General features: G+C 66.0%; 26 protein-coding genes and 1 pseudogene (1 of these 27 cut by a window edge). 8 read left to right on the plus strand and 19 right to left on the minus strand.

Annotated elements, in window-relative coordinates:
- Nucleotides 1–168: the 5' end (the start) of a CBS domain-containing protein gene (locus AX672_RS16420; RefSeq protein WP_066653313.1), read on the minus strand. 261 nt of this gene lie to the left of the window's left edge; 168 of the gene's 429 nt are visible here — the first part of the coding sequence; the start codon lies at nucleotides 166–168; its stop codon lies beyond the left edge, outside the window.
- Nucleotides 169–258: 90 nt separating this feature from the next.
- Between AX672_RS16420 and AX672_RS16425 the strand changes: the two genes are divergently transcribed.
- Complete coding sequence (locus tag AX672_RS16425) at nucleotides 259–537, plus strand: hypothetical protein (RefSeq protein ID WP_066653195.1); 279 nt, start codon at nucleotides 259–261, stop codon at nucleotides 535–537.
- A 2-nt stretch (nucleotides 538–539) separates the two neighbouring features.
- On the opposite strand, the gene AX672_RS16430 is transcribed toward AX672_RS16425, so the two are convergent.
- The 6 genes from AX672_RS16430 to hisS all read right to left on the minus strand — a co-directional run bounded on the left by AX672_RS16430 (nucleotide 540) and on the right by hisS (nucleotide 8,318).
- Nucleotides 540–2,225: a DUF4139 domain-containing protein gene (locus AX672_RS16430; RefSeq protein WP_066653197.1), complete on the minus strand. Its 1,686-nt coding sequence runs from the start codon at nucleotides 2,223–2,225 to the stop codon at nucleotides 540–542.
- An 11-nt stretch (nucleotides 2,226–2,236) separates the two neighbouring features.
- The gene (locus tag AX672_RS16435; RefSeq protein WP_066653206.1) at nucleotides 2,237–3,724 is read right to left on the minus strand and encodes a DUF4139 domain-containing protein; all 1,488 of its coding nucleotides are present in this window, start codon (nucleotides 3,722–3,724) and stop codon (nucleotides 2,237–2,239) included.
- Between the two features lie 116 nt (nucleotides 3,725–3,840).
- Nucleotides 3,841–4,797: a DUF4167 domain-containing protein gene (locus AX672_RS16440; RefSeq protein WP_066653208.1), complete on the minus strand. Its 957-nt coding sequence runs from the start codon at nucleotides 4,795–4,797 to the stop codon at nucleotides 3,841–3,843.
- Nucleotides 4,798–5,045: 248 nt separating this feature from the next.
- Nucleotides 5,046–5,870, minus strand: coding sequence for a peptide chain release factor N(5)-glutamine methyltransferase (gene prmC, locus AX672_RS16445; RefSeq protein WP_066653314.1), 825 nt, complete (start codon nucleotides 5,868–5,870; stop codon nucleotides 5,046–5,048).
- A gap of 124 nt (nucleotides 5,871–5,994) precedes the next feature.
- Nucleotides 5,995–7,074, minus strand: a complete 1,080-nt coding sequence (prfA, locus tag AX672_RS16450; protein ID WP_066653210.1) for a peptide chain release factor 1 — start codon at nucleotides 7,072–7,074, stop codon at nucleotides 5,995–5,997.
- Nucleotides 7,071–8,318 carry a histidine--tRNA ligase gene (gene hisS / locus AX672_RS16455; protein ID WP_066653212.1) on the minus strand — a complete coding sequence of 416 codons (1,248 nt, stop codon included), beginning with the start codon at nucleotides 8,316–8,318 and terminating at the stop codon, nucleotides 7,071–7,073. The genes prfA and hisS overlap by 4 nt, the downstream gene beginning before the upstream one ends.
- Nucleotides 8,319–8,416: 98 nt before the next feature.
- Here hisS and AX672_RS16460 point away from each other — a divergent pair, with 98 nt between their 5' ends.
- The 3 genes from AX672_RS16460 (at nucleotide 8,417) to ppa (ending at nucleotide 11,704) form a co-directional block, all read left to right on the plus strand.
- A complete protein-coding gene (locus tag AX672_RS16460; RefSeq protein WP_066653213.1) occupies nucleotides 8,417–9,061 on the plus strand; it encodes a DUF1345 domain-containing protein in 645 nt (214 codons plus the stop codon).
- Nucleotides 9,062–9,237: 176 nt separating this feature from the next.
- Complete coding sequence (locus AX672_RS16465; protein WP_066653315.1) at nucleotides 9,238–11,142, plus strand: M61 family metallopeptidase; 1,905 nt, start codon at nucleotides 9,238–9,240, stop codon at nucleotides 11,140–11,142.
- Nucleotides 11,143–11,155: 13 nt separating this feature from the next.
- Entirely contained in the window at nucleotides 11,156–11,704 is a 549-nt protein-coding gene (gene ppa, locus AX672_RS16470) for an inorganic diphosphatase (RefSeq protein ID WP_066653215.1), read from the plus strand.
- A gap of 3 nt (nucleotides 11,705–11,707) precedes the next feature.
- Here the strand turns inward: ppa and AX672_RS16475 are convergent, their stop codons facing one another.
- The 3 genes from AX672_RS16475 to AX672_RS16485 are packed head-to-tail and all read right to left on the minus strand — an operon-like array spanning nucleotide 11,708 to nucleotide 13,565.
- Nucleotides 11,708–12,196 carry a GNAT family N-acetyltransferase gene (locus AX672_RS16475; RefSeq protein WP_066653217.1) on the minus strand — a complete coding sequence of 163 codons (489 nt, stop codon included), beginning with the start codon at nucleotides 12,194–12,196 and terminating at the stop codon, nucleotides 11,708–11,710.
- Nucleotides 12,196–12,672, minus strand: coding sequence for a GNAT family N-acetyltransferase (locus AX672_RS16480; RefSeq protein WP_066653219.1), 477 nt, complete (start codon nucleotides 12,670–12,672; stop codon nucleotides 12,196–12,198). Before AX672_RS16480 ends, AX672_RS16475 begins: the two co-directional genes overlap by 1 nt.
- Nucleotides 12,669–13,565: a DMT family transporter gene (locus AX672_RS16485; protein WP_066653221.1), complete on the minus strand. Its 897-nt coding sequence runs from the start codon at nucleotides 13,563–13,565 to the stop codon at nucleotides 12,669–12,671. Before AX672_RS16485 ends, AX672_RS16480 begins: the two co-directional genes overlap by 4 nt.
- A 131-nt stretch (nucleotides 13,566–13,696) precedes the next feature.
- Here AX672_RS16485 and AX672_RS16490 point away from each other — a divergent pair, with 131 nt between their 5' ends.
- The gene (locus AX672_RS16490; protein WP_066653224.1) at nucleotides 13,697–15,784 is read left to right on the plus strand and encodes a prolyl oligopeptidase family serine peptidase; all 2,088 of its coding nucleotides are present in this window, start codon (nucleotides 13,697–13,699) and stop codon (nucleotides 15,782–15,784) included.
- A 14-nt stretch (nucleotides 15,785–15,798) separates the two neighbouring features.
- Here the strand turns inward: AX672_RS16490 and AX672_RS16495 are convergent, their stop codons facing one another.
- The 3 genes from AX672_RS16495 to ispG form a co-directional block, all read right to left on the minus strand.
- Nucleotides 15,799–16,314, minus strand: coding sequence for a retropepsin-like aspartic protease family protein (locus AX672_RS16495; protein ID WP_066653227.1), 516 nt, complete (start codon nucleotides 16,312–16,314; stop codon nucleotides 15,799–15,801).
- A 73-nt stretch (nucleotides 16,315–16,387) separates the two neighbouring features.
- A complete protein-coding gene (locus tag AX672_RS16500) occupies nucleotides 16,388–16,708 on the minus strand; it encodes a DMT family transporter (RefSeq protein WP_066653229.1) in 321 nt (106 codons plus the stop codon).
- Nucleotide 16,709: 1 nt separating this feature from the next.
- The gene (gene ispG / locus AX672_RS16505) at nucleotides 16,710–17,834 is read right to left on the minus strand and encodes a flavodoxin-dependent (E)-4-hydroxy-3-methylbut-2-enyl-diphosphate synthase (protein ID WP_066653231.1); all 1,125 of its coding nucleotides are present in this window, start codon (nucleotides 17,832–17,834) and stop codon (nucleotides 16,710–16,712) included.
- A gap of 130 nt (nucleotides 17,835–17,964) precedes the next feature.
- On the opposite strand from ispG, the gene AX672_RS16510 reads away from it, so the two are divergent.
- The 3 genes from AX672_RS16510 to AX672_RS16520 are packed head-to-tail and all read left to right on the plus strand — an operon-like array spanning nucleotide 17,965 to nucleotide 20,933.
- A complete protein-coding gene (locus AX672_RS16510; protein WP_066653234.1) occupies nucleotides 17,965–19,125 on the plus strand; it encodes an acyltransferase family protein in 1,161 nt (386 codons plus the stop codon).
- Between the two features lie 7 nt (nucleotides 19,126–19,132).
- Nucleotides 19,133–20,071, plus strand: a complete 939-nt coding sequence (locus tag AX672_RS16515; RefSeq protein ID WP_168727521.1) for an isoaspartyl peptidase/L-asparaginase family protein — start codon at nucleotides 19,133–19,135, stop codon at nucleotides 20,069–20,071.
- A 10-nt stretch (nucleotides 20,072–20,081) separates the two neighbouring features.
- Nucleotides 20,082–20,933 carry a S1/P1 nuclease gene (locus tag AX672_RS16520; protein WP_066653236.1) on the plus strand — a complete coding sequence of 284 codons (852 nt, stop codon included), beginning with the start codon at nucleotides 20,082–20,084 and terminating at the stop codon, nucleotides 20,931–20,933.
- Between the two features lie 140 nt (nucleotides 20,934–21,073).
- Here AX672_RS16520 and AX672_RS16525 read toward each other — a convergent pair whose 3' ends face one another.
- The 6 genes and pseudogenes from AX672_RS16525 to AX672_RS18950 all read right to left on the minus strand — a co-directional run.
- The gene (locus tag AX672_RS16525; protein WP_168727522.1) at nucleotides 21,074–22,024 is read right to left on the minus strand and encodes an alpha/beta hydrolase; all 951 of its coding nucleotides are present in this window, start codon (nucleotides 22,022–22,024) and stop codon (nucleotides 21,074–21,076) included.
- Between the two features lie 12 nt (nucleotides 22,025–22,036).
- Complete coding sequence (locus AX672_RS16530; protein ID WP_066653240.1) at nucleotides 22,037–22,249, minus strand: hypothetical protein; 213 nt, start codon at nucleotides 22,247–22,249, stop codon at nucleotides 22,037–22,039.
- Nucleotides 22,250–22,251: 2 nt separating this feature from the next.
- Nucleotides 22,252–23,151, minus strand: coding sequence for an SPFH domain-containing protein (locus AX672_RS16535; RefSeq protein WP_066653242.1), 900 nt, complete (start codon nucleotides 23,149–23,151; stop codon nucleotides 22,252–22,254).
- 146 nt (nucleotides 23,152–23,297) lie between these two features.
- Complete coding sequence (gene pal / locus AX672_RS16540) at nucleotides 23,298–23,819, minus strand: peptidoglycan-associated lipoprotein Pal (RefSeq protein WP_066653247.1); 522 nt, start codon at nucleotides 23,817–23,819, stop codon at nucleotides 23,298–23,300.
- A gap of 77 nt (nucleotides 23,820–23,896) precedes the next feature.
- On the minus strand, nucleotides 23,897–25,300 hold the full coding sequence (gene tolB / locus AX672_RS16545; protein ID WP_168727523.1) for a Tol-Pal system beta propeller repeat protein TolB: 1,404 nt from the start codon (nucleotides 25,298–25,300) through the stop codon (nucleotides 23,897–23,899).
- A gap of 8 nt (nucleotides 25,301–25,308) precedes the next feature.
- Nucleotides 25,309–25,886: pseudogene (locus AX672_RS18950) on the minus strand (cell envelope biogenesis protein TolA); the annotation flags it as partial.

The raw sequence follows: 25,886 nt of genomic DNA on the forward strand, positions 1-25,886 counted from the left end.
GATCACGTCGCGTTCGGAAAAGATGCCGACCACCATATCGCCTTCGACGACAGGCACCGCGCCGATCCGGCGCTCGGCCAGCATGGCGGCAGCCTCCATCACCGACCGTGTCGGCTCGATCGAGATTACTTCGCGGCCCTTGCCGGACAAAATGGCGGCGATCGTCATGGCGCTCTCCTCGGCTCGCCGGAGGCTTCGCGCGGCCCCCGAGTCGTTCAGGCGCTTGAGATTCGCACTTTTCACGGTCAATGGGAAGCGATGGACGATTCGCACCCCGGACTGGACGATCCCGACTATGCCGCCTTTGCCTGGAGCCGTTATCGCGCGATCCTGCGCTGGATGGCGCTCGCGACCTGCGTGGTCGTGGCGGGCGGCGTGGTGGCGCTCGATTATCTCTATGGCCCGCTGTCATGGGTTGCGATCGCGGCGGCGATCGGCGGATTTGGCGGCACCGCGATGATGACGGCGGCGCTGATGGGGTTGGTGTTCCTCAGCTCGGGCACCGGCTATGACGAGCGCGTCAAGGATATCGACTAGACCTAATAGACCTCGCGAATCGTGTAATCGAGCGAGGCGCTGCCGTTGGCGGGGACCGTCACCGACCAGAACGGCTTGCCGTCCTTGGTCGTCAACCGCGCGCTCGGCGTTTCCAGACGGTAGCTGTCGCCGCCGGGTTCGATCCGCGCTTCATATTGCACTGGCCAGGCATTGGCATTGGTGACGGTCAAGCGATAGCGATTGCGACGCCCGTCGCGCGGCGTGACGGGAATCGGCTTGGTCGACACGCGCACATTAGGTGACGGCCCCAGTTTGAACTCGACCTGCTCGCCCACCGCCTTGTCGGCGGTCGAGCTCTCGCCGATCAAGATCGGGCGCGCACCATTCGCCGCGAGCACCACGGCATGCCCCGCGGGCAGCGGTTCGCCGAGGCCGGCGATCGCCTTGTTCTGCGCACGAACGATCAGCTGAGTCTGCGACACATCGCCCCGATAGACGCGGCTTTCATGGATCAGCGCGACGGTGACACGCGGCTTGGAAAGAAAGCCGACCTGCTTCTGCGCGCGCGAGGCGACGGTGACCGGGCTATTCAACCGGTAAAGCTTGAGGTCGGCAAGGTCTTCACGCTTGGCAAGCGCCCCCGTTACCACGACGTCCTGAGCTTCAGCAGACCGCGCCATCGCCATCATCGGCGGCGGTGGTGGCGGGGGTGGTGGCGCCGGCGGCGCGAATGCGTAGCTCTCCGCGCCCCGCTCTGCGAGGGGAGGCGGCACGGGGAAGCAGCGCAGGGCCAGCGGCCGCGCGGTCGGGGGCGTCGGGCTATCGGCATCGCGGTTCACTCGCCCTGCAATTACTGCCGCACCGCCACGGAACGACGTCGGGTCGCTCGACGCCAGCGTCACCCAGGCGAACAACTCGGCTGACCGGCGATCGGGCGCCAGCTGCACGACATAATCCGCCTGCCAGTCGAACCCGCCCGCCAGATAGGCGAGCGTGATTTTCGCCGTCACCGGCCGGTCGCTTTCGGTCTCGATCGACAAGGTCGGCTTGGCCGACAGCCCCGGCGGCACGTCCGGGTAAACGATCGTCTCGTTCAGCCCGGTGCATTTGAGCGCTTCGACCCCGCCGCCGATCGATACCAGCGCGGCGCCGTCGGCCGACGAACGGATCACCGCTTGCTCCTCGGTGACCTTGCCGGTCGCCTTGTTCGTCCGCCGCACCATCACCCGCCGCCCAAGCGCGCGGTCGTAGAGGCTGCGCGGGCTCAGCAGATCGGCGTCGAGATTCTTCTCGCGCACGCCGCGCGGCAGCCCCTCGACGATTGCGGTTTCGGGGAAGATGTTGCCCGCAACGCCTTCGAACCGCACCACCGCGCGGCCCGCCGGGATCGTCACGGTGCGCGTCTCGGTGATGAGCGCGAAGCCCTGCGGCTCCCCCCGGCTGATCGGCGTCTCGGCGCTGCGATAGGGTGCGCGATAGACCGAAACCGCGACCGAATCGGGCGCCGCCGAGATGACGACGGCGGGCGTCGGTGTTTGGGCTGCGAGCGGCGCGGACAAAATGACCGCGAGGATGACGCCCAGCACGCGCGACAGCGCCACGCCCATCACGGCCGCAACTCCCAGCGCCAGCGCCACGGCCGATCCCAGCGACAGAGCGACCGACAGCGCCGCCGAAAGCAGCGGCGCGGCGCGGGCAGGGCCAGCGGGGTTCGGGTCGCGGCGCACGGCCCGCGGGCTCAATACCGCGTGTCGAAGCTGACGGTCAGCACCGCCGTCCCGTTGGCGGGCACCGGCACATGCCACACCCGCTCATCGAGCGAGCGCTGCTCGCCCGGCAAGCTCTCGCTCGGCACGCGCGTGTCGCCCCAATAGTTATCGAGCCCCGCCTGGGTGACGTCGACCGTCACGGCGTCGGGCTTTGCATTGGTGATCATGTAGCGCATCGTCGTGCGATAATAGTCACGCGCGCGTTCGACGGTGACGACTTCGGGCTTCTGCCCTTCACGGGTGATGCGGAAGCGCGCGGTGCGTTCCCACTCCTCGGTGGCGATCTTCTCGCGCTTGACGACTTCGGGCTTCACTTTGACGTCGAAGGCATCGCCGGTCTTGATCGACAGCGTCGATCCCATCGGCGTGTGATCGATCGCATTCTCGCCGATGAACTGCGGCTGGCCCATCGCGTCGCGGACATAGAGCCGAACGGCTCCCGCCGGCAGCGCGTCGCCCAGCCCGCCGTCGCGCGAGCTGGAGAAGCTATAGGCGGTTTCGGCACTGCTCGGGTCTTCGGACGTGCCGAGCCAGTAATTGCGGAACTGATAGACCTTCTTCGCCGCGACGCCGCCGACCGACAGGAAGCTGACCTGCTTCTGCTGGTTCGCCGCCACCGTGGTGCGATGGCCGAGCGGATAGAGATAGAAATCGCCGAGCCGTGCGCGATCCGACGTCTCGGTGCCCGGCTTCACCAGCCCGCCGTTCGACGGACGGCCGTAGCGCACCGGGCGGTTGGCGTTACCCGGCTCGCCCGCGACGAGCACGACATCGGCATTGGCGAAGGGCGTCTCGCCACCGTTGTTGAGCGTGATCCAGCCCTGCATGTCGATCGTGCTCTTCGCTTCATCAAAGAGCGCGACATAGTCGGCGCGCCAGCTAAGCCCCCCGGTCAGATAGCTGAGCGTCAGCGGGCGGGCGCCGCTGCGCCTGCTATCGAGTGTGATCGACAGCGTCGGCCGCGCGCGCAGATTGGACGGGATCGAATCGAAGATCACCCTCACCGGCAGGCCATCGTCGCGCAGCACTTCGATCCGGTCGCCGATCTTGAGCACGACGCCACCATTGACCGCCAGCACTTGTGCACGCTCGCGCGTTTCGGCGCCGGTGGCTGGATTGGTGCGCAGCAAGGTAACGGTCTGGCCGACTGCCTTTTCGATCAGCGCATTAGGGCTGAGCAAGTCGTAATCGTAATTCTGCTCGACGATCGAGACGTCGCCGCCGCTCAGCCGCACCGTTTCGGGGCGGATCTGGCTCGACACGTCGGGGAATTCCTGGCGCGACACGCCCGAGGGCAGCGACAGCTGGCGCACGTCCTGCACCAGTGCGACGCCATTCGAGTAGATGGTGACGGCCACGTCACCCTGCGCGCTGCGGGTCGCACCTGCATCGGGCACCGACTGGCCGATCGCCGCCGCCGGAAGGATTGCCAAAACCGTCGCCAGCCCGTGCCGCATGCCTGCTCTCCCGATCATCCCGCCCGTGCACCGACCCTAGGCGGGGGTGCGAACGGGTTCAACCGCAGATCGGCTGTCGCAGGCCTGAACGGCGCGGCCACGGCGGGGCGGGCACGTCAGTCGGCGGGCGTGGTCTCGACGGGCGCGCTATCGGCAGCCGCGGCCCGGGTGCGGCGGCGGCGCGGCTTCGCCGCTTCCTCGGGCTCGGCGTCGTCCGGGATTGCCGACAGGCTCAACGCTGGCGGGAGCCGGTCGATCTCGATCGCTGCAGGCTCGTCGGCGACCATATCGGCAACCGGTGCAGTCGCACGCCGTGGACGGCCACGACGCGGGCGCTGGGCATCGGCATCAGCCATCGGTGCCGCCATCGGATTGCCATCGGCCTGTTCCGACGGACCGGCATCGCGCGCGGGCGCTGCATAGCGTGTATCGCTGTCGTCGCGCGGCTGGCCATCCTGATCGCGCGGAGCGCGGCCCCGAAACTGGTCGCGGCCCTGATCTCGACCCTGATCTCGACCCTGATCTCGACCCTGATCTCGACCTTGCTCGCGATTGCCGTCACGGCGGTCGCCACGATAGCCCTGATCGCGATTGGCCTGATCGCGATTGCCCTGATCGCGGCCGTCACGTGCCTCGCGATAGCCATCACCCGGCTCGCGGTTGCCGCCGTCGCGGTTGCCCTGATCGCGGCGGTTGCCGTTCGCCTGCTGGGCGCGCTCGCCGTCGACCCGGTCGTCGGCAAAACCTTCGCCGTCGAAATCCTCGTCGGATTCCTCGTCGAACGCTTCATTGGCGCCGCCGCGCCGCTGCTGGTTTTCCTCGAAACGCGAACGGTTTTCGTTGAGCACGCGGAAGTAATGATCAGCGAACTGCAAATAATATTCGGTGTTCACCCGGTCGCCCTGCATCTGCGCATCGCGTGCCAGCGACTTGTATTTCTCCAGCAACTGGGCGGCATTGCCACGCGCGCGATTGTCGATGCGGTTGCCATTGTCGGGGCGCCCCGAATTGCCACCCTGCGCGCGCTGCCCACCACGACCGCGACGGCGGCCGGCCTGACGATTATTGATCAAGTCCTGTTGTCCTCGTGCCCTAAACCAACCTTGGCGAAATCAACTCCGGCGATGCTCCAGATTGCGGATGCAAGCCCCTCCGCGCCGGCCAACCCGAAAGTTCGGGGCGGGCGGCGTATGCCACGGCCACCGGACGTCAGCGGCTTCATGACGAAGGATTGGGCAACGGCCCATTTTCAACAACTTAAGTTGAAAATGTGTGCCCCGTACCTCTCAATAGCGACTGGCAGGTCAATCTCCAAGCGGAATTATGTGACGTTTGTCTTGCAGTCCGCGATCTGCGCGAGCAGCGCACGCGGTCGGTTGCCCAGGTCACGCCGCATCGCAACCGTCATCCCGGCCGCACTCAACATCGCGGCGACGGCATCGGCCTGGCTCGCGCCGATCTCGATGACGGCGATGCCGCCGGGCGTCAGCAGGCGCGGCAGGTCGGGCGCGATGACGCGATAGGCATCGAGCCCGTCTTCACCGCCGAACAGCGCTTCGGCCGGGTCATAATCGAGCACTTCGCGCGGCAGGAGGTCGCATGTCGCGACATAGGGCGGATTGGTCAGCACCAAGTCGAAGCGCGCGTCGATCGCCTGCGCCCACACGCCGGCGACGATGGTGGCGCGATCGGCCAGCCCCAGCCGCGCCGTGTTGCGCAGCGCGTAGCCGCGCGCGGCATCCGATCGCTCGACCCCCAGCCCGCGCGCCTGCGGCCATTGATCGAGCGCCGCCAGCAGCAGCGTCCCCGGCCCGGTGCCCAGATCGAGGATCGTCGAGGGCGCACGCGCGCCGAAATGCGCAACCGCCGCGTCGATCAGCGTTTCGGTGTCGGCACGCGGGATGAAGGCGCCGGGGCCGACTTCGAGGTCGATCGTCCAGAAGCCGCGCAGGCCCGTCAGATGCGCGACCGGTTCGTGCTGCAGCCGCCGCTCGACCAGCGGCGCGAAACCGTCGGGCACGGGATCGTCGAGGTGCGCGAGCAGCATCCGGTTGCGCGGCACGCCGAGCGCATGCGCCATCAGAAGCTCGGCATCGAGCCGCGGCGATTCGGAAATGCGTGCGATGCGGGCGGCGGCTTCAACCAGCGCCGCCCTGACTCCCTCTCCCCCATGGGGAGAGGGTGGGGGAGAGGGGCCGTCCTGGGCCGTGTCGCCTGTTGCTCCCCCTCTCCCAACCCTCTCCCCTAGGGGGAGAGGGCTATTCGGAACCTCAGCCATCCAAACTCGCCAGCCGTTCGGCTTCGTCCTCGGCGATCAGCGCGCCGATCAGCTCGTCCATCTCGCCCTGCATAATCTCGGGCAGGCGGTGCAAGGTCAGGTTGATGCGGTGATCGGTCACCCGCCCTTGCGGGAAATTATAGGTCCGGATGCGTTCCGACCGGTCGCCCGAGCCGACCATCGACTTGCGCGCGCCCGCCCGCTCGGCGTGGAGCCGCTCGCGTTCGGCTTCGTAGAGCCGGGTCCGCAGCACTTTCAGCGCCTTGGCCTTGTTCTTGTGCTGCGACTTTTCGTCCTGCTGGATCACCGTGAGGCCGGTCGGGATATGGACGATCCGCACCGCGCTATCTGTGGTGTTGACCGACTGGCCGCCCGGTCCCGACGATCGATAGATGTCGATCCGCAAGTCCTTGGCTTCGTCGATCTTGACGTCGACTTCCTCGGCCTCGGGCAGCACAGCGACGGTGGCGGCGCTGGTGTGGATGCGCCCGCCGGCTTCGGTCGCGGGCACGCGCTGGACGCGGTGGACGCCGCTTTCGAACTTCAGCCGCGCGAACACGCCCTTGCCCTCGACCGAGGCAACGACCTCCTTATAGCCGCCAAGCTCGGCGGGGCTCGCCGAGATCAGCTCAACCCGCCAGCCCTGATTATCGGCATAGCGCTGGTACATGCGCAGCAGGTCGCCCGCGAACAGGGCGGCTTCATCGCCGCCGGTCCCGGCGCGGATTTCGAGCATCGCCGCGCGCTCGTCGGCGGCATCGCGCGGCAGCAACGCGAGCGCGAGGTGGCGCTCGGCATCGGGCAGCCGCGTCTTGAGGTCGGCGATTTCCTCGCGCGCGATGTCACGAATGTCGGGTTCCTCATCGGCCTCGAGCATATGGGTGAGCACGCTCAGTTCGGCGCGCAACCGCCGCACTTCATTGGCCGCCTTCACCACCGGCTCGAGCTCGGCATATTCCTTCGACACCGCGACGAAGCGGTCGGAGGGCAAATCGCCGGTCGCCATCAGCGCCTGGAGTTCATCCCGACGCGCGGCAATCTGGGCGATACGTTCGGGGGAGATGGTGGTCATAGTGCCGCCAGCTCTTGCGCCACGATCCGCCTAGCGGTGTCGACCAAAGGCCCGTCCTCGCTCGATCGCAAGCTATGGACGGGATTCCCGTCTTCGATCCCAATACCAAAAAGCATCCCCGCGCCCATTTTAGCGGCTTTGTCGAAGCGCTTCTTGGGCGACCCGGATGTTACCGCCTCAGCCGAAAATCCTTCATCTCTCAAAAGCCGCAGGATGCGTGGCGCGACCGTCAACAGCGCATCGCTCTCAATCGCAAGCGCGACGTCTGGCCGGTCTTCCGCTAGGCCGTCGACCAACATCCCCAGCCGCTCGATTCCAGCCGCCCAGCCAACCCCCGGCGTCGGATTTCCGCCCAGGCTCTCGATCAGCCCGTCATAGCGCCCGCCCGCAAGCACCGTCCCCTGCGCGCCCAGCCGGTCGGTGACAAATTCGAACGCGGTATGCCGATAATAATCGAGCCCACGCACCAGCGTGTCATTGCGCGTCCACGCCACGCCCGCCGCATCGAGACCCTTGGTCACGCTCTCGAAAAACGCCCCCGCCTCGGCGGTCAGAAACCCATCGATCCCCGGCGCCGCATCGGCGATCGGCCGATCGCGCGGGTCTTTCGAATCCAAGATGCGCAGCGGATTCTTGTCGAGCCGCGCGAGGCTATCCTCGCTCAACTCACCACGATGCGCCTCGAAATGCGCCACCAGCGCCGCACGCCAGGCGTCGCGCGTCTCGGCATCGCCCAGCGTATTGAGCTGGAGCGTCACCCCGTCCGCAATGCCCAACTCGCGGATCAGCTGGTCGGCGAACACCAGCAGCTCGACATCGGCGGCGGGTTCGGCAGCGCCGATTACTTCGGCGTCGATCTGGTGGAACTGGCGGTAGCGACCCTTTTGCGGGCGCTCATAGCGGAACACCGGGCCATGTGCGGCGAGCTTCAGCGGCGCATATTGCTGCCACCCCTCCGTCAGGAAAGCGCGCGCGATCCCGGCGGTGAATTCGGGCCGCAAGGTGATCGAATCACCGCCGCGATCCTCGAAGGTGTACATTTCCTTCGACACGACATCGGTCGTCTCACCCAGCGAGCGCGCGAACACCGCCGTCGCTTCGAACACCGGCAGTTCAACCCGCTGGAAACAATAGAGCTTGCGCACGCGCTCGAACGTTTCGACGACGCGGGCGAAGCGTCGCTGATCGTCTCCGAAGATATCTTGTGTCCCGCGGATGCGGTTGGGCGTGGTGATCCGGCTCATTAAGCGGGCTTCTCTAGGCGAATATGTCGCAATTTGCCAATGCACGAAATCGCGGCAGCCGGGCTTGTCGCGTGCCGCGAACGGCGTAAGCCGGTGCCATGTTCCTTGCGTTTCTCACTCGCCTCGGCCAGCATGTCGCACCGCCGCGTTTCCTGCTGTTCGCGGTCGCGCTGGCGACCGGGCTGGCAGTGCTGGTGCCCGTGATCGGCTGGGCGCGCGGCACGCTCGCCGCTTTCGACATTGCGGCCATGCTGTTCCTGCTGCTGGTGGCGCCGCTGCTTTGGAGCCCGACCGATCGCATGCGCGACCATGCGCGCGACAACGACGCCAACCGCACGCTGCTTTTGGCGATCACCGGGTTGGTCTCGCTGGTGATTCTCGTCGCCATCTTCAGCGAGCTTCAGGGCAAGCCGAGCCCCGCCACCGTCGCGCTGGTTGTCGGCACGCTGGCGCTGTCCTGGCTATTTTCGAACACCGTCTACACGCTGCATTATGCGCACCTCTTTTATTCGCAGGCAGACGGCGAGGATCGCGGCGGCATCGACTTTCCGGGCGATGGCGATCCCAACTACTGGGACTTCGCCTATTTCAGCTTCACGCTCGGCATGACGTTCCAGACGTCGGACGTCGCGATCAGCCATAGCGGCATCCGTCAGACGGTGATCGGCCACTGCCTCGCGGCCTTTGTGTTCAACATCGGCGTGCTGGCTTTCACGATCAACGTGCTGGGCAGCAGCGGTTGATCCGAAGCGGCAGCATCACATCGGGCCGTCATTGCCGGCGCAGCGAAGCAATCTGGCGCGGTGGACTGGATTGCTTCGTTGCGCTCGCAATGACGAAGCGCTTTGACCCGGGGCTGGACGGCGGCGCACCGGCCTGCCTAGACTTGGCCATCGCTCCGCTCGACCGAAAGCCAAACATGATCCGCACGCTCACTTTTGCCGCGATTCTGCTCGCATCGACCGCCGCGGTCGCCGAAAATTCGAAGCCGCAGCCGGTGCCCCATGTCGACACCATCCCGGCGGCGAAGGACATTCCCTATCCCGGCACGATCAGCCTCGCGATCGACGCCACCGACACGCGCCGCGCGATCTTCAAGGTGAAGGAAGTCATGCCCGTGGCCAAGGCGGGGCATATGGTGCTGCTGTTCCCCAAATGGCTGCCCGGCAACCACTCGCCGACCGGCCAGATCGAAAAGCTCGCCGGCCTGAAGATCAGTGCGAACGGCAAGCCGGTGCCGTGGAAGCGCGATCCGGTCGATGTCTTTGCCTTCCATGTCGAAGTGCCCGTCGGCGCCAGGGCGCTCGACATCGATTTTCAGTTCCTTTCAGCGACGGCGGGCAATCAGGGCCGCGTCGTGATGACGCCCAACATGCTCAGCCTGCAATGGCAGTCGATGAGCCTTTATCCGGCGGGCTATTTCACGCGCCAGATTCCGGTCGAGGCGACCGTAACCTATCCCGACGGCTGGACAGCGGCATCAGCGCTGCCCGCAAAGGCGACCGGCAGCACGTACCGCTATGATCGCACCAATTACGAGGTTCTAGTCGATTCGCCCGTGATCGCCGGTCGCCATTTCAAGGCGTGGCCGCTCAGCCCGCGCGTGACGCTCGACGTCGTCGCCGACACGGCCGCCGAACTCGCCGCCAAGCCCGAGCAGATCGATGCGCACAAGGCGCTGGTCGATCAGGCCGTGAAGGTTTTCGGCTCGCAGCATTACGACAACTATCATTTCCTGCTGTCGATCTCCGATGAACTCGGCGGCATCGGGCTCGAGCATCATCGCAGTTCCGAAAATGGCGTGAAGCCCGGCTATTTCATCGACTGGGAGTCGAGCACCCCGGCCCGCGACCTGTTGCCGCATGAATTCACCCATAGCTGGGACGGCAAATTCCGCCGCGGCGCCGATCTGTGGACCCCCGATTACCGCACGCCGATGCGCGATTCGCTGCTGTGGGTCTATGAAGGCCAGACGCAGTTCTGGGGCTATGTGCTCGCCGCGCGATCGGGCCTCGTATCGAAGCAGGATACGCTCGACGCCTATGCGCTGGTGCTGGCGAGCCTTGGCAATACCAAAGGGCGCGATTGGCGGCCGATGGTCGACACCACCAACGATCCGACGATCGCGCAGCGCAAGCCCAAGGGCTGGTCGAGCTGGCAGCGCAGCGAGGATTATTACAACGAAGGCCTGCTGGTGTGGATGGAAGTCGATTCGATCATCCGCCGCCAGACGAACGGCACCAAGTCGCTCGACGATTTCGCCAAGGCCTTTTTCGGCATCAACGACGGCGACTGGGGCCAGGTGACCTACACCTTCGACGATGTCGTCGCGACGCTCCACCAACTCGTGCCGGTCTATGACTGGAAGCAGATGCTGACCCAGCGGCTGACCGAAACCGGCCAGCCGGCGCCGTTCGCGGGCTTCATCGCCAATGGCTATCGGCTGGTCTTCACCGATACGCCGACGCCCTATTTCAAGCTCAATGAAAAGGACCGCAAGATCACCGATCTCAGCTATTCGATCGGCGTGGTCGTCAACCGCGAAGGCGGGCTGAGCTCGGTAATCTGGGACAGCCCGGCCTTTGCCGCGGGCCTCGACAATGGCGATACGATCACGGGCGTTAATGGCTTTGCCTATAGCCCGGAAAAGCTGAAGGACGCGATCACCGCCGCCAAGGACGGCGCGCCAATCACCTTGCTCGTCAAGAAGGGCGATCGGATCGAGACAAGAGTGATCGACTATAAGGGCGGCTTGCGCTATCCGCGCCTCGCCAAGATCGGGACCGGCGACACCGGGCTCGATCGGCTGCTGACACCGCGATAACAGGAATTTCCCCATGCGCATCGATATGGTGCCGGTCGGTGACGACCCGCCCAACAGCCTGAACGTGATCATCGAAGTGCCGACCGGCGGCGAGCCGGTGAAATATGAATTCGACAAGGCGAGCGGCGCGCTGTTCGTCGATCGCATCCTGCACACGCCGATGCGCTATCCGGCCAATTACGGCTTCGTGCCGCACACGCTGTCGCCCGACGGCGATCCGCTCGACGCGCTGGTGATTGCGCGTTCGCCGTTCATTCCGGGCTGCATCGTCCGCGCCCGGCCGATAGGCGTGCTCAACCTCGAAGACGAGCACGGCGGCGACGAAAAGCTGATCTGCGTGCCGGTCGATTCGACCTTCCCCTATTACACCGACGTCGGCGAACGCACCGACCTGCCCTCGATCGTGCTCCAGCAGATCGAGCATTTCTTCACCCACTATAAGGATCTCGAAAAGGAGAAGTGGGTGCGCGTCGGCAAATGGGGCGATGCCGCCGAAGCTCGCCAGATCGTGATCGAAGCTATCGAGCGCGAAAAGGCCGCCAAGGCAGCCAAGGCCGAGTAAAAGTCAGTCGGGGCGCTCGCCTGCCAGTGCAGCGAGCGCCTCGCCTTCCAGCCGCCACAGCCGCCATTCGGGCTGAAGCCGCGCACCGATCCGCTCATAGAAGCGCTGCCCGCCGAGATTGTCGGTGAGCACGATCCAGTCCATCCAGGCGCAATCGCGAGCGCAGGCCTCGGCCGCCAGCGCCTGCATCAGCGCTTCGCCTGCACCCGCCCCGCGCGCCTCGGCATCGACGAACAGATCCTCGAGATAGAGGATCGGCTGGGCCATCCAGAAATTGAACGTCAGGAACCACAGCGCCACGCCGACAACGCGATCGTCGAGCGTCGCGACATGCGCGTGACCTTGCGGTGCCGGCCCGAACAGCGCCGCGTCGAGCCGCCCGGGCGTTGCCGACACCCATTCGGGATGGCCGATATGCGCGCCGAAATGCTGCAACCGGCGATGAATCGCTGCAACATCGGCGCGCGTGGCGGGGCGCGCGATGACAGGCATCAGCTTGCCGCGAAACTGGTGAGGGCGTCGCCCGACATGCGGCAGATGCGCCAGTCGTCCATGATGCTCGCGCCCATCGCCTTGTAGAATTCCTGCGCGGGCGTGTTCCAGTCGAGCACTGCCCATTCGAACCGCTGGCAGCCGCGCTCGACCGCAATCTGCGCAAGCCGCTTGAGCAACGCCTTGCCGACCCCGGTGCCGCGCGCTTCGGGCGTTACATACAGGTCCTCGAGATAGAGCCCGCGCCATCCCGTCCAGGTCGAGAAATTGTGGAAGAACAGCGCAAGGCCCACCGGCGCGCCGTCCGCTTCGGCGATCAGCGCCTCGGCGGCGGGTGGCGTCGAGAACAAGGCTTCGTGCAGCATCGGCTCGGTCGCGACCACCTTGTCGAGTTCGCGCTCATATTCGGCCAGTTCGCGCACGAAGCGCAGGATCGTGCCGACATCGGCGGGGGTCGCAAAACGGATCACGGTCATGCAGCGGCCTCGGTCTGGGGCGCGGGGGCGATGCTGCCGCGCACGGCGACGAGGCAGCCGATGATGATCAGCCCCGCCCCGGCGACGGTATAGCCCGACACCTGCTCGCTGAACACGACATAGCCAAGAATCGCCGCCCAGATGAAGGCGGTATATTCGACCATCGACAGTAATTGCGCTTCGGCGCGACCATAGGCCCAGGCGAGCGCGAACGCCGACGCCGAGCCGATCACCGCCGATGCCGCCACCCAGGGCAATTGCGCGACGCTCGGCCAGGTCGCGAGCCACGGCGCCCCCACCAGCATCAGCGCGCCGATGACGAGGCTGGTGAACAGGGTGACTTCGAGCGGGCTCGCCAGTTGCGCCTGTTGCCGCAGCAGGATCAGGCTGCCCGCGTAAAGCACCGACGCCAGCACCACCGCGCCCGATCCCAGCAGCAGATCGGGCGAGCTCTCGCCCCGCGACTGGCCAAGCGCGATCACCAGCACGCCGCCGCTTGCCACCAGCGAGCCGAGCACTGCGCCACGCCCGATCCGCTCTTTCAGGAATAGCCCGGCAAGGAACAGCGCGATCAGCGGCGCAAGGAAAGTCAGCGCAACCGCCTGCGCCATTGGCACGCGCACCAGCCCCCAGAAAAACAGTAGTACCGACATCCCCGCCGCCAGCCCGCGCAGCACGTGCAGCTTGAGCGCCGCCCCGCCCGGCCAGCGATGCCCGCGCGCGACGAACACTGCCCCGGTCAGCGCGACACCCGCGACTGATCGCCACAGCACCGCGCTATAGGCGCCGCTTTGCAGCGACAGATATTTCATCAGCGCATCCATGATCGAATAGCTGAAAATGCCAAGGCAGGCGACGGCGAAGGCGGTTACGGGCGAAGTCTTGGTCGACACAACGCGACCGCTACACGTCGCGCGCGGCGGGCGCCATGCCGTCCTGTCGGGAAGCGGCGCGCAGCTTGCGATGCTCGTCCACGCTGGCTAGCCTTGCGCCGCGACTCGGGGTGTCGTGGGAGGGGAAGACCGTGCGATTTTTGATCGTTGCCTTTGCTTTGGCCACGTCCGCCAATGCCCAGCTCGTCAATCCCCCGGTCGCCGCCAAGCAGGAACCCAAGACCGAAACCCGATTCGGCATCACCACCAGCGACCCCTATCGCTGGATGGAGGATCCGGCACGCAAGGACGAAATGGTCGCCTATGTGCGGTCGATCTCGGACGCGACGACGGCGCAGCTCGCCAAATTGCCGCGACGCGCCGCCTTTGCCGCCACCCTTCAGGAATCAAGCCGCACCGGCACGCGCTTCACCGACGTTCAGGCCCATGGCGACAAGCTCTCCTATCGTCGGCTCGATCCAGCCGACAGCATCGCCAAGCTGATGGTGCGCGATGCTACCGGCGAGCGGCTCGTCATCGATCCAGGCGCCGGCGGGGCCAATGCCGCGATCGGCGCCTGGTCGATTTCCCCCGATGGCGCGACGATCGCTGTCCACCTCTCCGAAAAAGGGTCGGAGCGCGGCGCCGTCCGCTTCATCGACGTCGCCACTGGTCGGGAAACCCGTCCGCGCATCGAGCCGGTGTGGGGTGAGTTCAGAGTGTCGTGGCTGTCGCCGACGCGCATTGCCTATACCAAAATCATGGCGAGCGGCGCCGATCCGATGCTCGGCATGCGCGCCTTCGTCGCCGACGTCGGCGGCGGCAATGAAGTGCCGATCCTCGGCGCCGGAGTGGCCGGTGCGCCGGAGCTGGACCCCAGCGAATTTCCGCTCGTTATCAATCAGGAAGGCAGTGACTGGGTGCTGGGCGTCGCCGCCAATGCCCGCGCCGACCAGCGCTTTTTCGCGACGCTGCGCAGCGACCTGATCGCCGGCAAACCGCGCTGGCAAACGCTGTCGACGCTCGCCGACCGGGTTTCGATCGTCGCGCTGCGGGGCGACGACGCCTTCATGCTGACGTCAAAGGGCGCCTCCAATGGCCGGATCGAGCGCAGGAATCTGAAAACCGGCACTATCACGCCGGTCGCCACGCCATCGGGCGTCGTGCTCATCGACATGATCGGTACGGCCGACGGATTCTATGTGATGGGGCAGGCCGATGGCGCTGGCCGATTGCTGTATGCGCCCGACGCCGACTCGGCGCTGCGCGACGTGCCGCTGCCGTTCGAATGCGACATCGGCGGGTTGGCGCCCGTGATCAATGGCCGCGGTTTCACGCTGACGCTCGCGGGCTGGACAACCGCGCAGCGTTCCTACCGTGCGGAAAATGGTCAACTGACGCCGCTCGGGCTCGATTCGGGAAGCTGGGAAACCGCCAAACAATTCGTCGTACGGCGGCTCGAAGCCATCAGCGCGGACGGTACCAAAGTCCCGCTCGCTGTGGTGCAGCCGCGCGGCTCCGGACCATGGCCGACGATTTTGGAAGGCTATGGCAGCTATGGCTATCCATCGACGACGCCTTGGTACAACCCCTCCCTTCTCAGCTGGACCGGCAGCGGCGGCGCCGTCGCCTATTGCGGGACGCGCGGCGGCAACGAGCGCGGGCGCGATTGGCACGAAGGCGGACGCGCTGCCAACAAGCCTAATGCGCATGCCGACTATATCGCCTGCGCTGAAAAGCTGATCGCGGTGGGCATCGCGCGGCCGGGCGGCATTGCAGCGACCGGCACCAGCGCGGGCGGCATGCTTGCACCAATCGCGGCCCAGAAACGCCCCGAGCTGTTCGGCGCGCTGCTCCCACGGGTCGCCATGCTCAACGCCAGTCGGCTCGAAGCCTCGGCAAATGGTGCGAATCAATATTCGGAAGTGGGCGATCCGCGCACGGCAGACGGCTATCGCGCGATGGTCAGCGAGGATGCAGTGCTCGCGCTGGCGAGCGCCAAGGGGATTCCCGACACGCTGATCACGATCGGCCTCAACGACCAGCGCGTCGCGCCGTGGATGGGCGCGAAATTCGCGGCGACCGCACGCGATCGCTTCGGTGCCAAGCGGCTTATCCTGGTCCGCGCGGACGGTGAGGCGGGACACGGCATCGGTTCGACACGCGACGTGCAGATCAACGAATGGGCCGATGTTTTCGCATTCCTTGCCGATCGTCTGGCGGCAAACGCGCAGAAGTAACCGATGCGGACTGCCTAGCGCAGCCGCATCTTGTCGCCTTCAATACTCACGCTCTGCAATTGCCGCAGATAGGTGTGGCCGAGCAGCGAGATGTCGGCGCCCTCGATCACGACCGCATGGACGTTGTTTGCGCGTTTGCCGTCGAGCACGATCGTGTCGATATAGACTTCCTGCCCGCGCAGATCGCCGCCCGCCCCTTTGCCGATCACGTCATATTGCGAGGGGTCGAAATTGACATTGGCCTGGCGCGCATCGGCCTCGGTCAGTGCGACGGTATCCGCGCCGGTATCGACGACGAAGTGCAGCGGCATCCCGTTCACCTCGGCAATCGCGACGAAATGGCCGCCGGGTGAGCGATCGAGCACGGTTTCGGTCGGGTTGTCGATCGGCGGTGCGACCGTGACGGGCGAGGACGAGCCGCTGCCGGAAAGCGGTGGCGGGGCCGCGGCCGGTGCCCGGCGTGCGCCGGTGGGCACCATCAGACCAAAGGCAGTGCCGACCAGCACGACGAGAACAAGGGCGAAGCGCATCGCCCAGCGTTAGCGCGGCGGCGTTAGAATGCGGCTAATCGACATGGCAAAGAAAGTGTGGAGGGCGCGCGGATCAGTGCCCGCTCGCGAGTTTCAGCCCGACGATGCACAGGATCAGCCCCACCAACAGCAGACCGCGAATGATCGTCAGTGTCTCCGCGCCGGTGGCGATTCCGACCACGACCGTGCCGACCGCGCCGATCCCGACCCATACGGCATAGGCCGTCCCGAGCGGGATTGTCTTGGCAGCGCGCTCGAGCAGGCCGAAGCTCAAGAATGCGCAGACGAAAAAGCCGATATTCCAGCCGAGATTGCGAAAGCCGTCGGCATAGCGCAGGCACGTCGTGAAGCCGACCTCGAACAGGCCGGCCAGCACCAGCAGCAGCCAAGCCATGTTATTCGGCCGCGACTGCCTGCGCCTGATCGGCTGCTTCGAGTTCTTCAGCCTTGGCTTCGACCAGCTTGACGATGTGGTCAATCATGTCGGCGCTTTCGACCGTGTGATCGGTGACGCCCGACAGGTAAACCATGTGCTTGCCATTGCCGCCGCCGGTCAGGCCGATATCGGTCTCGCGCGCTTCGCCGGGGCCGTTTACCACGCAGCCAAGCACCGACAGCGACATCGGCACGCGGATGTGCTGCAAACGCTCCTCAAGCGCCTGGACAGTGCGGATCACATCGAAGCCCTGGCGCGCGCACGACGGGCACGACACCACGCGCACGCCGCGATTGCGGATGCCGAGTGCCTTCAGGATTTCGAAGCCGACACGTACTTCCTCTTCGGGCTCGGCCGACAGCGAGACGCGGATGGTGTCGCCGATGCCGAACCATAGCAGCGAGCCGATGCCGATCGCGCTCTTCACCGTGCCGCCAACGAACCCGCCGGCTTCGGTGATGCCCAGATGCAGCGGGCAATCGACGATCTCGGCAAGCTGCTGATAGGCCGCAACTGCAAGGAACAGATCGGACGCCTTCACCGCGACCTTGAATTCGTGGAAGTCGTGATCCTGCAGCAGCTTGATGTGATCGAGCGCGCTTTCCACCAGCGCCTCGGGGCACGGCTCGCCATATTTCTCGAGCAGATCCTTTTCGAGGCTGCCTGCATTCACGCCGATGCGGATCGCGCAGCCATTGGCCTTGGCCGCGTTGACGACTTCGCGCACGCGGTCGGCGGAGCCGATGTTGCCCGGATTGATGCGCAGGCAAGCCGCGCCCGCGTCCGCCGCTTCGAGCGCGCGCTTATAATGGAAATGGATGTCGGCGACGATCGGCACGCGCGCGGCGCGCGTGATCTGCTTCAGCGCAGCCGTGCTTTCCACATCGGGGCACGACACGCGGATGATATCCGCACCCGCGTCTTCGCAGCGGCGGATCTGGTTGATCGTCGCCACCGGATCGGACGTCGGCGTGTTGGTCATCGTCTGCACCGTCACCGGCGCCCCGCCGCCGACCGGAACATTGCCAACCATGATCTGGCGGCATTCGCGCCGGGTGATGTCGCGCCACGGACGAAGAGACATGCGAAGAGTTCCTTGATCTGATTGAGCGCGATATAGCGTTGCCAGCGCGGCGCGTCGATACGATAGCAGCGCCAGCGCGTAAGGGGCGAGTTCGGCGGCGACAATCGGTGCCTGCCCGGTGGAGAGTGACTTGGGTCGGCATTACGGCATGGACTGGCTGCGCATCGGCGCATTCGGTCTGCTTATCTTCTACCACATCGGCATGGTGTTTGTGCCCTGGGCTTTCCACGCCAAGACCGCGCAGCCGATCGAATGGGTGACGATCCCGATGCAGGCACTGAACGCGTGGCGGCTGCCGCTGCTGTTTGTTGTGTCGGGTTATGCGAGCCGCGCGATTTTCGCCGGTCGGCCGGCACCGGGCACCTTTGCCTGGGGCCGTACCAAGCGGCTGATCCCGCCGTTGCTGTTCGGGGTCGTGCTGATCGTGCCGCCGCAGCCCTGGATCGAGCTGACCACTCAGCATGGCTATACCGCCAGCCTGTGGACTTTCTGGACGCATGATTACTGGCAGTTCGGCAAGCTGGGCGGCATTGTGCTGCCGACCTGGCAGCATCTGTGGTTCGTCGCCTATCTCTGGGCCTATACCGTGGTACTGGCACTGGCGCTGGCGATCCTGCCCGTCGCGGCGCGCGCAGCGATTGCGCGAGCGGCGGCATGGGTGCTGCAGGGTCCGCTGCTGCTGATCGTGCCGATCGCGCTGCTGATTGCGCAGATGGCGTGGAATTTTCCCGGCGCGCCCGAAACCCATGCCTTTTTCGACGATCTGCCGATCCACCGCGTTTACTTCGCGATGTTCCTGTTCGGCTTCCTGCTCCGCGGCAGCGAACCGGTCTGGACGGCGATCCAGCGCTGGTGGCCTGCCGGGCTGGTGCTCGGCGCGCTCGGCTATGGCTTCGTTGCCTGGGTAGAGATCAGCTATCCGGGCAACACCCGCGTGTCCGACGAACTCTGGTTCGCTTTCGGCATTGCCCGCGCGGTGCAATGCTGGGGGACGATCGTCGCGCTGATCGGCATTGCCGACCGCTGGCTGAACGTCGATCATCCGTCGCGCAAGATGCTGAACGAGGCCGTGTTCCCTTTCTACATCATCCATCAGACGGTGATCGTGCTGGTGGCGGGCGCCTTGCTGGGGGCCGGTATCGGGCCGCTCGCGGAATTTGCGATCCTGTTTGCGGCAACGGTCGTCGGCTGCTGGCTGTTCTACCGTGTGGGGCGCGAGATCGGCTGGCTGCGCCCGCTGATCGGCTTGCGCGGTCGCAAGGCGCGTGCGCCAGACGTGCAACCGGCATAGGATTTTGATGATGACCCAATGGACGCTGATGATCCATGGCGGCGCCGGTATCCTGCGCCCCGATACGCTTCCCGCCGATCAGGCGGAGGGCGCGCGGGCGGGGCTGAACGCTGCGCTCGATGCGGGATCGGCAGTGCTCGCGCGGGGCTGCAGCGCGCTCGACGCTGTCGAGGCGGCCGTGCGCGTGCTGGAGGATGATCCGCATTTCAACGCGGGCCGCGGCGCCGTGCTGAGCTATGACGGGTGCGTCTGCCTCGACGCGGCGATCATGGACGGCAGCGACCGGCGCGCGGGTGCGGTCGCAGGCGTCAGCATTGCCCGCAACCCAGTCAGCCTCGCGCGCCGCGTCATGACCGCGACGCCGCATGTGCTGCTCAGCGGCAGCGGCGCCGATCAGTTCGCGCGCGAACAGTCTGTTGACCTCGCCGACGAAAGCTGGTTCGCGACCCCCGAACGCCGCCGCCAGCTCGAGGAGCTGCGCGCCCGCGTCGACGGCTGGTTCGATGCCGAGATGAAATACGGCACGGTCGGCGCGGTCGCCTGCGACGCCCACGGCCATGTCGCCGCGGCGACGTCGACCGGCGGGGTGACCGGCAAGCGCTGGGGGCGGATCGGCGATACGCCTTTGGTCGGCGCAGGGACCTATGCCGACGACCGCGCCTGCGCCGTGTCGGCGACGGGGTCGGGCGAATATTTCATCCGCGCAGGCGTCGGTCACGAAATCGCCGCGCGAATGCGGCTGGGCGGCGAAGATGTCACGACTGCCGTCGCCGCAGTCCTCGGCGACGTCCAGGCGTTGGGCGGCACGGGCGGTGTGATCGTCGCCAGCCCCGACGGCCGCGCGCATTGGGCCTTCACGACGCCGGGCATGTTCCGCGGCCGATGCGACGCATCGGGCACGCGCGACGTCGCCATTTTCGGCGACGAAGAGCGGGCGGACGGCTAAAGCAGGCGCCATGATTCGCACCTTCGCCCTCGCCGCCGCTGCCACGGCGACTTTCGCCGCTCAGCCCGCTCACGCTTACGGCCAATTTGCTCATGGCACGATCGGCCGGATTGCGATGGCGAATGTGCGGCCGACGACCGCCGCGCAGGTCCGCGCGCTGCTCGCGCGATCAAGCGCGCTCGCGACGCCGCAGTGTCCTGCGCGCACGGTCGAGGACGCAAGCGTTTGGGCCGATTGCGTGCGCGCGCGTTATTCGTTGCGCTTCGGCTATGCATCGAGCTGGCATTACCAGACGCTCGACATCTGCGGCAGCTTCGACCTGAAGACGGCGTGCCGCGATGGGAATTGCGTGTCGGCACAAATCGACCGCGACGTGAAGCTGCTGCAAGCGAAGGACACGCCGCTCGCCGAACGGGTGCAGGCGCTTGCCTTCCTGATCCATTTTGTCGGCGACATGCACATGCCGCTGCATTCGGGCTCGCACAACGATTCGGGCGGCAATGCAATCAAGGCCGCTTACGGCATTTACGCGCCCGAACGGCTCAATCTGCACGGCATCTGGGACGGCCAGCTTGCCGAGCGAGCGATCACCGACGGGCCCGAGCTCGTTCGCCGCTACTCCCTTGCCGAAGCGAAGCCGCTCCAGACGGGAACCACCGCGGACTGGAGCCGCGAAAGCTATGACATCGCGCGCACCGTCGCCTATCCGAGCGCGACCGGCGACAAGCCCTGCGTCACGCCGACCGCGCGGCTGACACTCAATGACGCAACCATCGCACGGCTGGTGCCAGTGCAGCGGCTGCAGATCCAGCGCGCCGGACTTCGGCTCGCGCGGCTGCTGGATGAGGCGTTCGCGGGCTAACGCTGCCCTGATCAAGTGCACCGTCATCCCCCGCGCAGGCGGGAATCCATTGTCACCGAGCGCCGCCCGATTCACCACCGTCAACCAATATGGATCGCCGCCTTCGCGAGGATGACGACCCGGTTCGAAGCGAACAGCCGCTAACGCTTTTTCAGCACAAACCCCGCAACCGCCTCCACAACGCCGGCATCCACCGGCAGATGAGGATTGCCGTAACTCGCCAGATTGGCTGCGCGATCACCGTCGGCACCGATGTTCTTGAGCACATGATTGACGCCGGGAACGATCGCCAGCGTCGCATCGGGCCGCGCCGCCGCCAGTGCCCGCGCATCATCCTCGCCGATCTGCAGGTCCTTGGTGCCTTGCACAATCAGCATCGGCGCCTTCAGTTTGGCGGCGAGATCGACCGGCTTGTAGGCGAACAGGTCGATCAGATAGCCCTGCACTTGCGGTGCGAACAGGTTGGCGAGGCCCGGGTGGAGCGCGGCGACATCGACTCGCTGCCCCTTCTCGAGGCTGTCGAGCGCGGTTTCCGCCTGCGCCAGCACCGGCGCATTGGCGGGGTTGGCACGCAATTGGTCGCGGATCAGCGTGCCGAACGCGCGGCCCGAGGCGGACACAAGGATATGGCCACAAATCCCGACACCCTCGCCCGCAGCCAATACCGCCAGCCCGCCCTCGCTATGCCCGAGCAGCCAGACGCAGGGCGCACCGGTGGCCGCCTGCGCCGCCTTGACCCACGCGCGCACGTCATCGGCATAGCCTGAGATCGTCGCGGCATTGGGGTCGGCGACCGCGCCCTTGCTGCCAAACAAGCCGCGTTTGTCGATCCGCACGCTGGCGATGCCCCGGCCGGCCAATGCCTCGGCAAGCAGCTTATAGGGCTGCGCCTTCAATCCCATCGGATTGTTGCCGTCGCGGTCGGTCGGCCCCGATCCGGGGATGATCAGCACCACCGGGCCCGGCGCATCGGGCTTGAGCAAGGTGCCATGCAGCGCACCGATCGGCCCGGGCGCGGTGATCTCGCTGCTGGTCTGGGCTTGGACAGGCGCGCCGAGTGCGAGCGCCATCACGCCAATCAGGACACGCATCGTCATTTCCTTTCAGTCGTTCTCATCAGCCTTCGGCGGTCGCCCCCGCCTGGCCGCAACCGGCGCCGCCAGCTTCACCCCGCGCCGCGCCAGCGCCTCGCGCAGCAGGCATTCGACCTGAGCGTTGACGCTGCGCAGGTCGCCCGCCGCACTCCGCTCGATCGCGGCGTAAAGTGCCGGATCGAGACGGAGCGCAAAGGCCTTTTTGGGCGACGCCTCGGCCATGATTACTGGTAGAGCGAGCCGGCATTGACGACCGGCTGGGTCTCGCGCTCGCCGCACAGCACGACCATCAGGTTCGACACCATCGCCGCGCGGCGTTCGTCGTCGAGCTCGACGACATTCTTCTCGCTCAGCATGGCGAGCGCCATCTCGACCATGCCGACTGCGCCTTCGACCAACGTCTTGCGCGCGGCAACCACGGCTTCGGCCTGCTGGCGCCGCAGCATCGCACCCGCGATCTCCTGCGCATAGGCCAGATGGGTGAAGCCACATTCGTCGACGCTGATCCCGGCCACGGCCATGCGCTCCATCAATTCGGCGCGGAGTTCCGCCCCGACCTGATCATGATTGCCGCGCAGCGTAATTTCCTGATGCGTGAAATCATCATAGGGATAGCGCGAACCGATCGTGCGCACCGCTGCTTCGATCTGCGCCAGCACGAATGCCTTGTAATCATCGACGTCGAACAAAGCCTGCGCGGTGTCGGCCACGCGCCACACGACTTGCGCTGCCATCTCGATCGGATTGCCGCGCAGATCATTGACCTTGATCTTGTCAGAAATCAGGTTGTTCGCGCGCAGCGACACCTTCTTCTTGCCCATCCACGGCAACACCCAGCGCAGGCCGGTCGAGCGGTCGCTGCCCTTGTAGGAACCAAAGAGCGTGATCGCCGCTGCCTGATTGGGCTGGAGCATGTAGAAGCCCGGCGACACCAGCGAAAAGATGATCCCGCCGACGATGATAAGCGTCAGGCCGAGCGTCGGGTTGGTCTCCAGCCCCAGCGCGCCAACGACGATGGCCGCCAGCGACACCAGCATCACCCCCAGCATCAGATAGCCGCTCGAAGCGCTTGCCGGCACCTCACGGCTGCGTGTCAGATCACTTATTTGAGTCGACTCGGTCATTCTTGCCTCCCGCAAATTATGATATCATATTTATATTATTTTGAGTGAGCGGCAAGCGGATTCGGCAAGCTGTTGCGGCGCCACGGAAAAGGGGCGGCGGTGCACGTCGCACCGCCGCCCCTTATGGCGCTCCGGACGGCGATTGATCAGCTCAGGACGATCGTCACTGCGCGGCGATTCTGTGCCCAGCTGGCTTCGTCCGATCCCAGCGCGATCGGGCGTTCCTTGCCATAGGAAATCGTCGTCAGCCGCGATGGATCGACGCCCTTGGCAGCAAGATAGTTCTTGGCGGCGGTCGCCCGCCGGTCGCCCAGCGCGAGATTATATTCGCGGGTGCCGCGTTCGTCGCAATGCCCCTCGATCGTCGCGCGGGCGTTGGGATATTTGAGCAGCCACGCGGCCTGAGTGTCCAGAATCGCGCGCGCTTCGGGATCGATGTCATACATATCGAGCGCGAAGCGGATCGTGTCGCTCGCGACCGACCGCTTGAAATCCGCCGCCGAGCCGGGGACGACGGTATCGGTGACGGTCGATCCCGTCCCCGTGTTCGTCTGCGCCGGCGGTTCGGTGCTCGGCCCCAGAGTCGCGATATCCTTGGGCTTGCTGGCGCAACCGGCAACGGCCAGCAGCGCGGCAGTGAACATCAAATTGGTGGTCAGCTTGGCCATGGTATTTCTCCTTCGAGCAATTTCCCCGCTTTGATGGTGCGCAGTCTTGCGGTGGCTTGTGGTGATTTCGTGGCGCATCAGGGGCGCAGCGGCCCCCAACCCGGATCGGAGCCGTCGAGCGGCGTCGGAATGCGGCGCAGATTGACGCCGGTCAGGTCGACCGACCAGAGATCGGCCTTGCCCGACGACCCTTGCGATGCGCGGAAGAACATCAGCACGCGGCCATTGGGCGACCAGCTCGGCGCTTCGTCCTGCCAGTCATCGGTCAGCAACTTCTCGCCGCTGCCATTGGGGCTCATGATGCCGATGCGGAAATTGCCGCTCACGCGCGTGAACGCGATCAGGTCGCCGCGCGGACTCCATACCGGCGTCGCATAGCGCCCGCCGCCGAAGCTGATCCGCCGCTGGTTCGAACCATCGGCGTCCATCACATAGAGCTGCTGCCCGCCCGACCGGTCGCTTTCGAACACGATCTTGCTGCCGTCGGGCGAATAGCTGCCGCCGGTGTCGATGCCGGGCGCATTGGTCAGCCGTTGCGGCGTGCCGCCCCCGCTCGACACGCGGTAAATGTCGGTATTGCCGCCGGTCGCCATCGAAAACAGGATCCAGCGGCCATCGGGCGAAAAGCGCGGCGCGAAGGTGGTGCTGACATTGTTCACGACCAGCCGCTGGCGACCGCTGCCGACATCATAGACATAAACGGCGGGCCGATCGTCGATGAAGCTCATGTAGACGATCGACTGCTGATTGGGCGCGAAACGCGGCGTCAGCACAATCGACTGGCCATTGGTCAGGAAGCGGTGGTTGGCGCCGTCCTGGTCCATGATCGCCAGCCGCTTGATCCGCCGCCCCTTGCTGCCGGTTTCGGAGACATAGACGACGCGGCTGTCGAAATAGGGGCCTTCGCCGGTCAGCCGGGCATAGATGGTGTCGGCGCATTTGTGCGCCGCCCGGCGCCAGTCGGCAGGCGTCACGACAAAGCCCTGCCGCACCAGCTCGCTGCGCGCCGCGACGTCGTAGAGATAACAGCCGACCGTCAGCGTGCCGTCGCCGTTCGCACGCACAAAGCCCTGCACCAGCGCCTGCGCACCGGTGCCGCCCCAATAATCGAACTGCGGCGCGGTGACTTCACCATAGGCAACCGGCTTCAGCCGGTCGGGGCCGAGCGGGTTGAACAGCCCCGAATTCTTCAGGTCCGCTGTCATCACTTCCGCGAGCTGGCGGCCGAGCGCATCGGTGCTGCCTGCGGGCGTCGCGACCGCGGCATTGGTCGGCATCGCCGGAATCGCGATCGGCAGCGGCGCGGAAATGCCGCCCGTCACCGACACTTCGAGCGGCGGCGGCGTCTGCTCATCCGGCGCCGTCTGACCAGCAGGTGGCGCAGACGCCGGCGCGGCGGGAGGCGGCGCGGTCTGGGCGAGCAGCGGCGCCGCGCCGAGCGCGGCGGCAACGGTCCAGCAGAAAATCGAGCGTCGGGTCATGCGCATCCTCACCGGAGTTGCCAATTGTAGTTGATGTTGCTCCAGCCGCCATTCGCCGTCTGGTAGTATTCAGCGGGCAGCTTAAGCGGCGCGCATTGCCGAAATGCGGCAATGCCCAGATCGGCGATCTGCTGCGCATAGCGTTCGGTTTCGGAATCGGTGTTCAACCGGCTGAGAACTGTCGGCTTGGTGGCAAGGTTCCCGTCGCGGTTGAGCCGCAGGTTGAACTTGATGACGATGCGCTTGGCTTCCTGCGGGATGCCGGCGTTCGACAGGCGATCGGCGCAGGGCTGGATCTGGCGGCGGATCGCATCCTGAATCCCGGCCAGCGCCTTGGCATCGATGACGACGCCGACCGGCGCGACGACCCTGCTCGGGCTTGGCTTGTCGGTCAGCCCCGCGACGATATCGTCCGACAGGCGCGATCCGCGTGGCTTGGGCTTGGTCGCTGCAACCTGCGTGCCGGTGCCGGGCTTGGCGGCGGGCTTGGTCGGGGTGGTCGGCGCGTTGACCGGCTTGGCGGCGGGCTTGTTCGGCTTGGCGGGCGCTGCCGTCGCCACGTCGCGGGGCTTGGGCGGGGCGGGCT

The organism is Sphingomonas sp. CCH10-B3 (assembly GCF_001556185.1).
In the GTDB taxonomy this organism is placed as follows: Bacteria; Pseudomonadota; Alphaproteobacteria; order Sphingomonadales; family Sphingomonadaceae; genus Sphingomonas; species Sphingomonas aquatica.

Bases quoted from the DNA above. Each gene is read 5' to 3' on its own strand.
- AX672_RS16465 (WP_066653315.1), top strand. From the start codon at position 9,238: ATGATCCGCACGCTCACTTTTGCCGCGATTCTGCTCGCATCGACCGCC.
- AX672_RS16535 (WP_066653242.1), bottom strand. From the start codon at position 23,151: ATGACCGAGTCGACTCAAATAAGTGATCTGACACGCAGCCGTGAGGTG.
- hisS (WP_066653212.1), bottom strand. From the start codon at position 8,318: ATGAGCCGGATCACCACGCCCAACCGCATCCGCGGGACACAAGATATC.
- AX672_RS16495 (WP_066653227.1), bottom strand. From the start codon at position 16,314: ATGCGCTTCGCCCTTGTTCTCGTCGTGCTGGTCGGCACTGCCTTTGGT.
- AX672_RS16460 (WP_066653213.1), top strand. From the start codon at position 8,417: ATGTTCCTTGCGTTTCTCACTCGCCTCGGCCAGCATGTCGCACCGCCG.
- pal (WP_066653247.1), bottom strand. From the start codon at position 23,819: ATGGCCAAGCTGACCACCAATTTGATGTTCACTGCCGCGCTGCTGGCC.
- AX672_RS16525 (WP_168727522.1), bottom strand. From the start codon at position 22,024: ATGCGTGTCCTGATTGGCGTGATGGCGCTCGCACTCGGCGCGCCTGTC.
- prfA (WP_066653210.1), bottom strand. From the start codon at position 7,074: ATGACCACCATCTCCCCCGAACGTATCGCCCAGATTGCCGCGCGTCGG.
- ispG (WP_066653231.1), bottom strand. From the start codon at position 17,834: ATGTCTCTTCGTCCGTGGCGCGACATCACCCGGCGCGAATGCCGCCAG.
- tolB (WP_168727523.1), bottom strand. From the start codon at position 25,300: ATGACCCGACGCTCGATTTTCTGCTGGACCGTTGCCGCCGCGCTCGGC.
- AX672_RS16520 (WP_066653236.1), top strand. From the start codon at position 20,082: ATGATTCGCACCTTCGCCCTCGCCGCCGCTGCCACGGCGACTTTCGCC.
- AX672_RS16425 (WP_066653195.1), top strand. From the start codon at position 259: ATGGACGATTCGCACCCCGGACTGGACGATCCCGACTATGCCGCCTTT.
- AX672_RS16515 (WP_168727521.1), top strand. From the start codon at position 19,133: ATGATGACCCAATGGACGCTGATGATCCATGGCGGCGCCGGTATCCTG.
- ppa (WP_066653215.1), top strand. From the start codon at position 11,156: ATGCGCATCGATATGGTGCCGGTCGGTGACGACCCGCCCAACAGCCTG.
- AX672_RS16530 (WP_066653240.1), bottom strand. From the start codon at position 22,249: ATGGCCGAGGCGTCGCCCAAAAAGGCCTTTGCGCTCCGTCTCGATCCG.
- AX672_RS16435 (WP_066653206.1), bottom strand. From the start codon at position 3,724: ATGCGGCACGGGCTGGCGACGGTTTTGGCAATCCTTCCGGCGGCGGCG.
- AX672_RS16500 (WP_066653229.1), bottom strand. From the start codon at position 16,708: ATGGCTTGGCTGCTGCTGGTGCTGGCCGGCCTGTTCGAGGTCGGCTTC.
- AX672_RS16475 (WP_066653217.1), bottom strand. From the start codon at position 12,196: ATGCCTGTCATCGCGCGCCCCGCCACGCGCGCCGATGTTGCAGCGATT.
- AX672_RS16480 (WP_066653219.1), bottom strand. From the start codon at position 12,672: ATGACCGTGATCCGTTTTGCGACCCCCGCCGATGTCGGCACGATCCTG.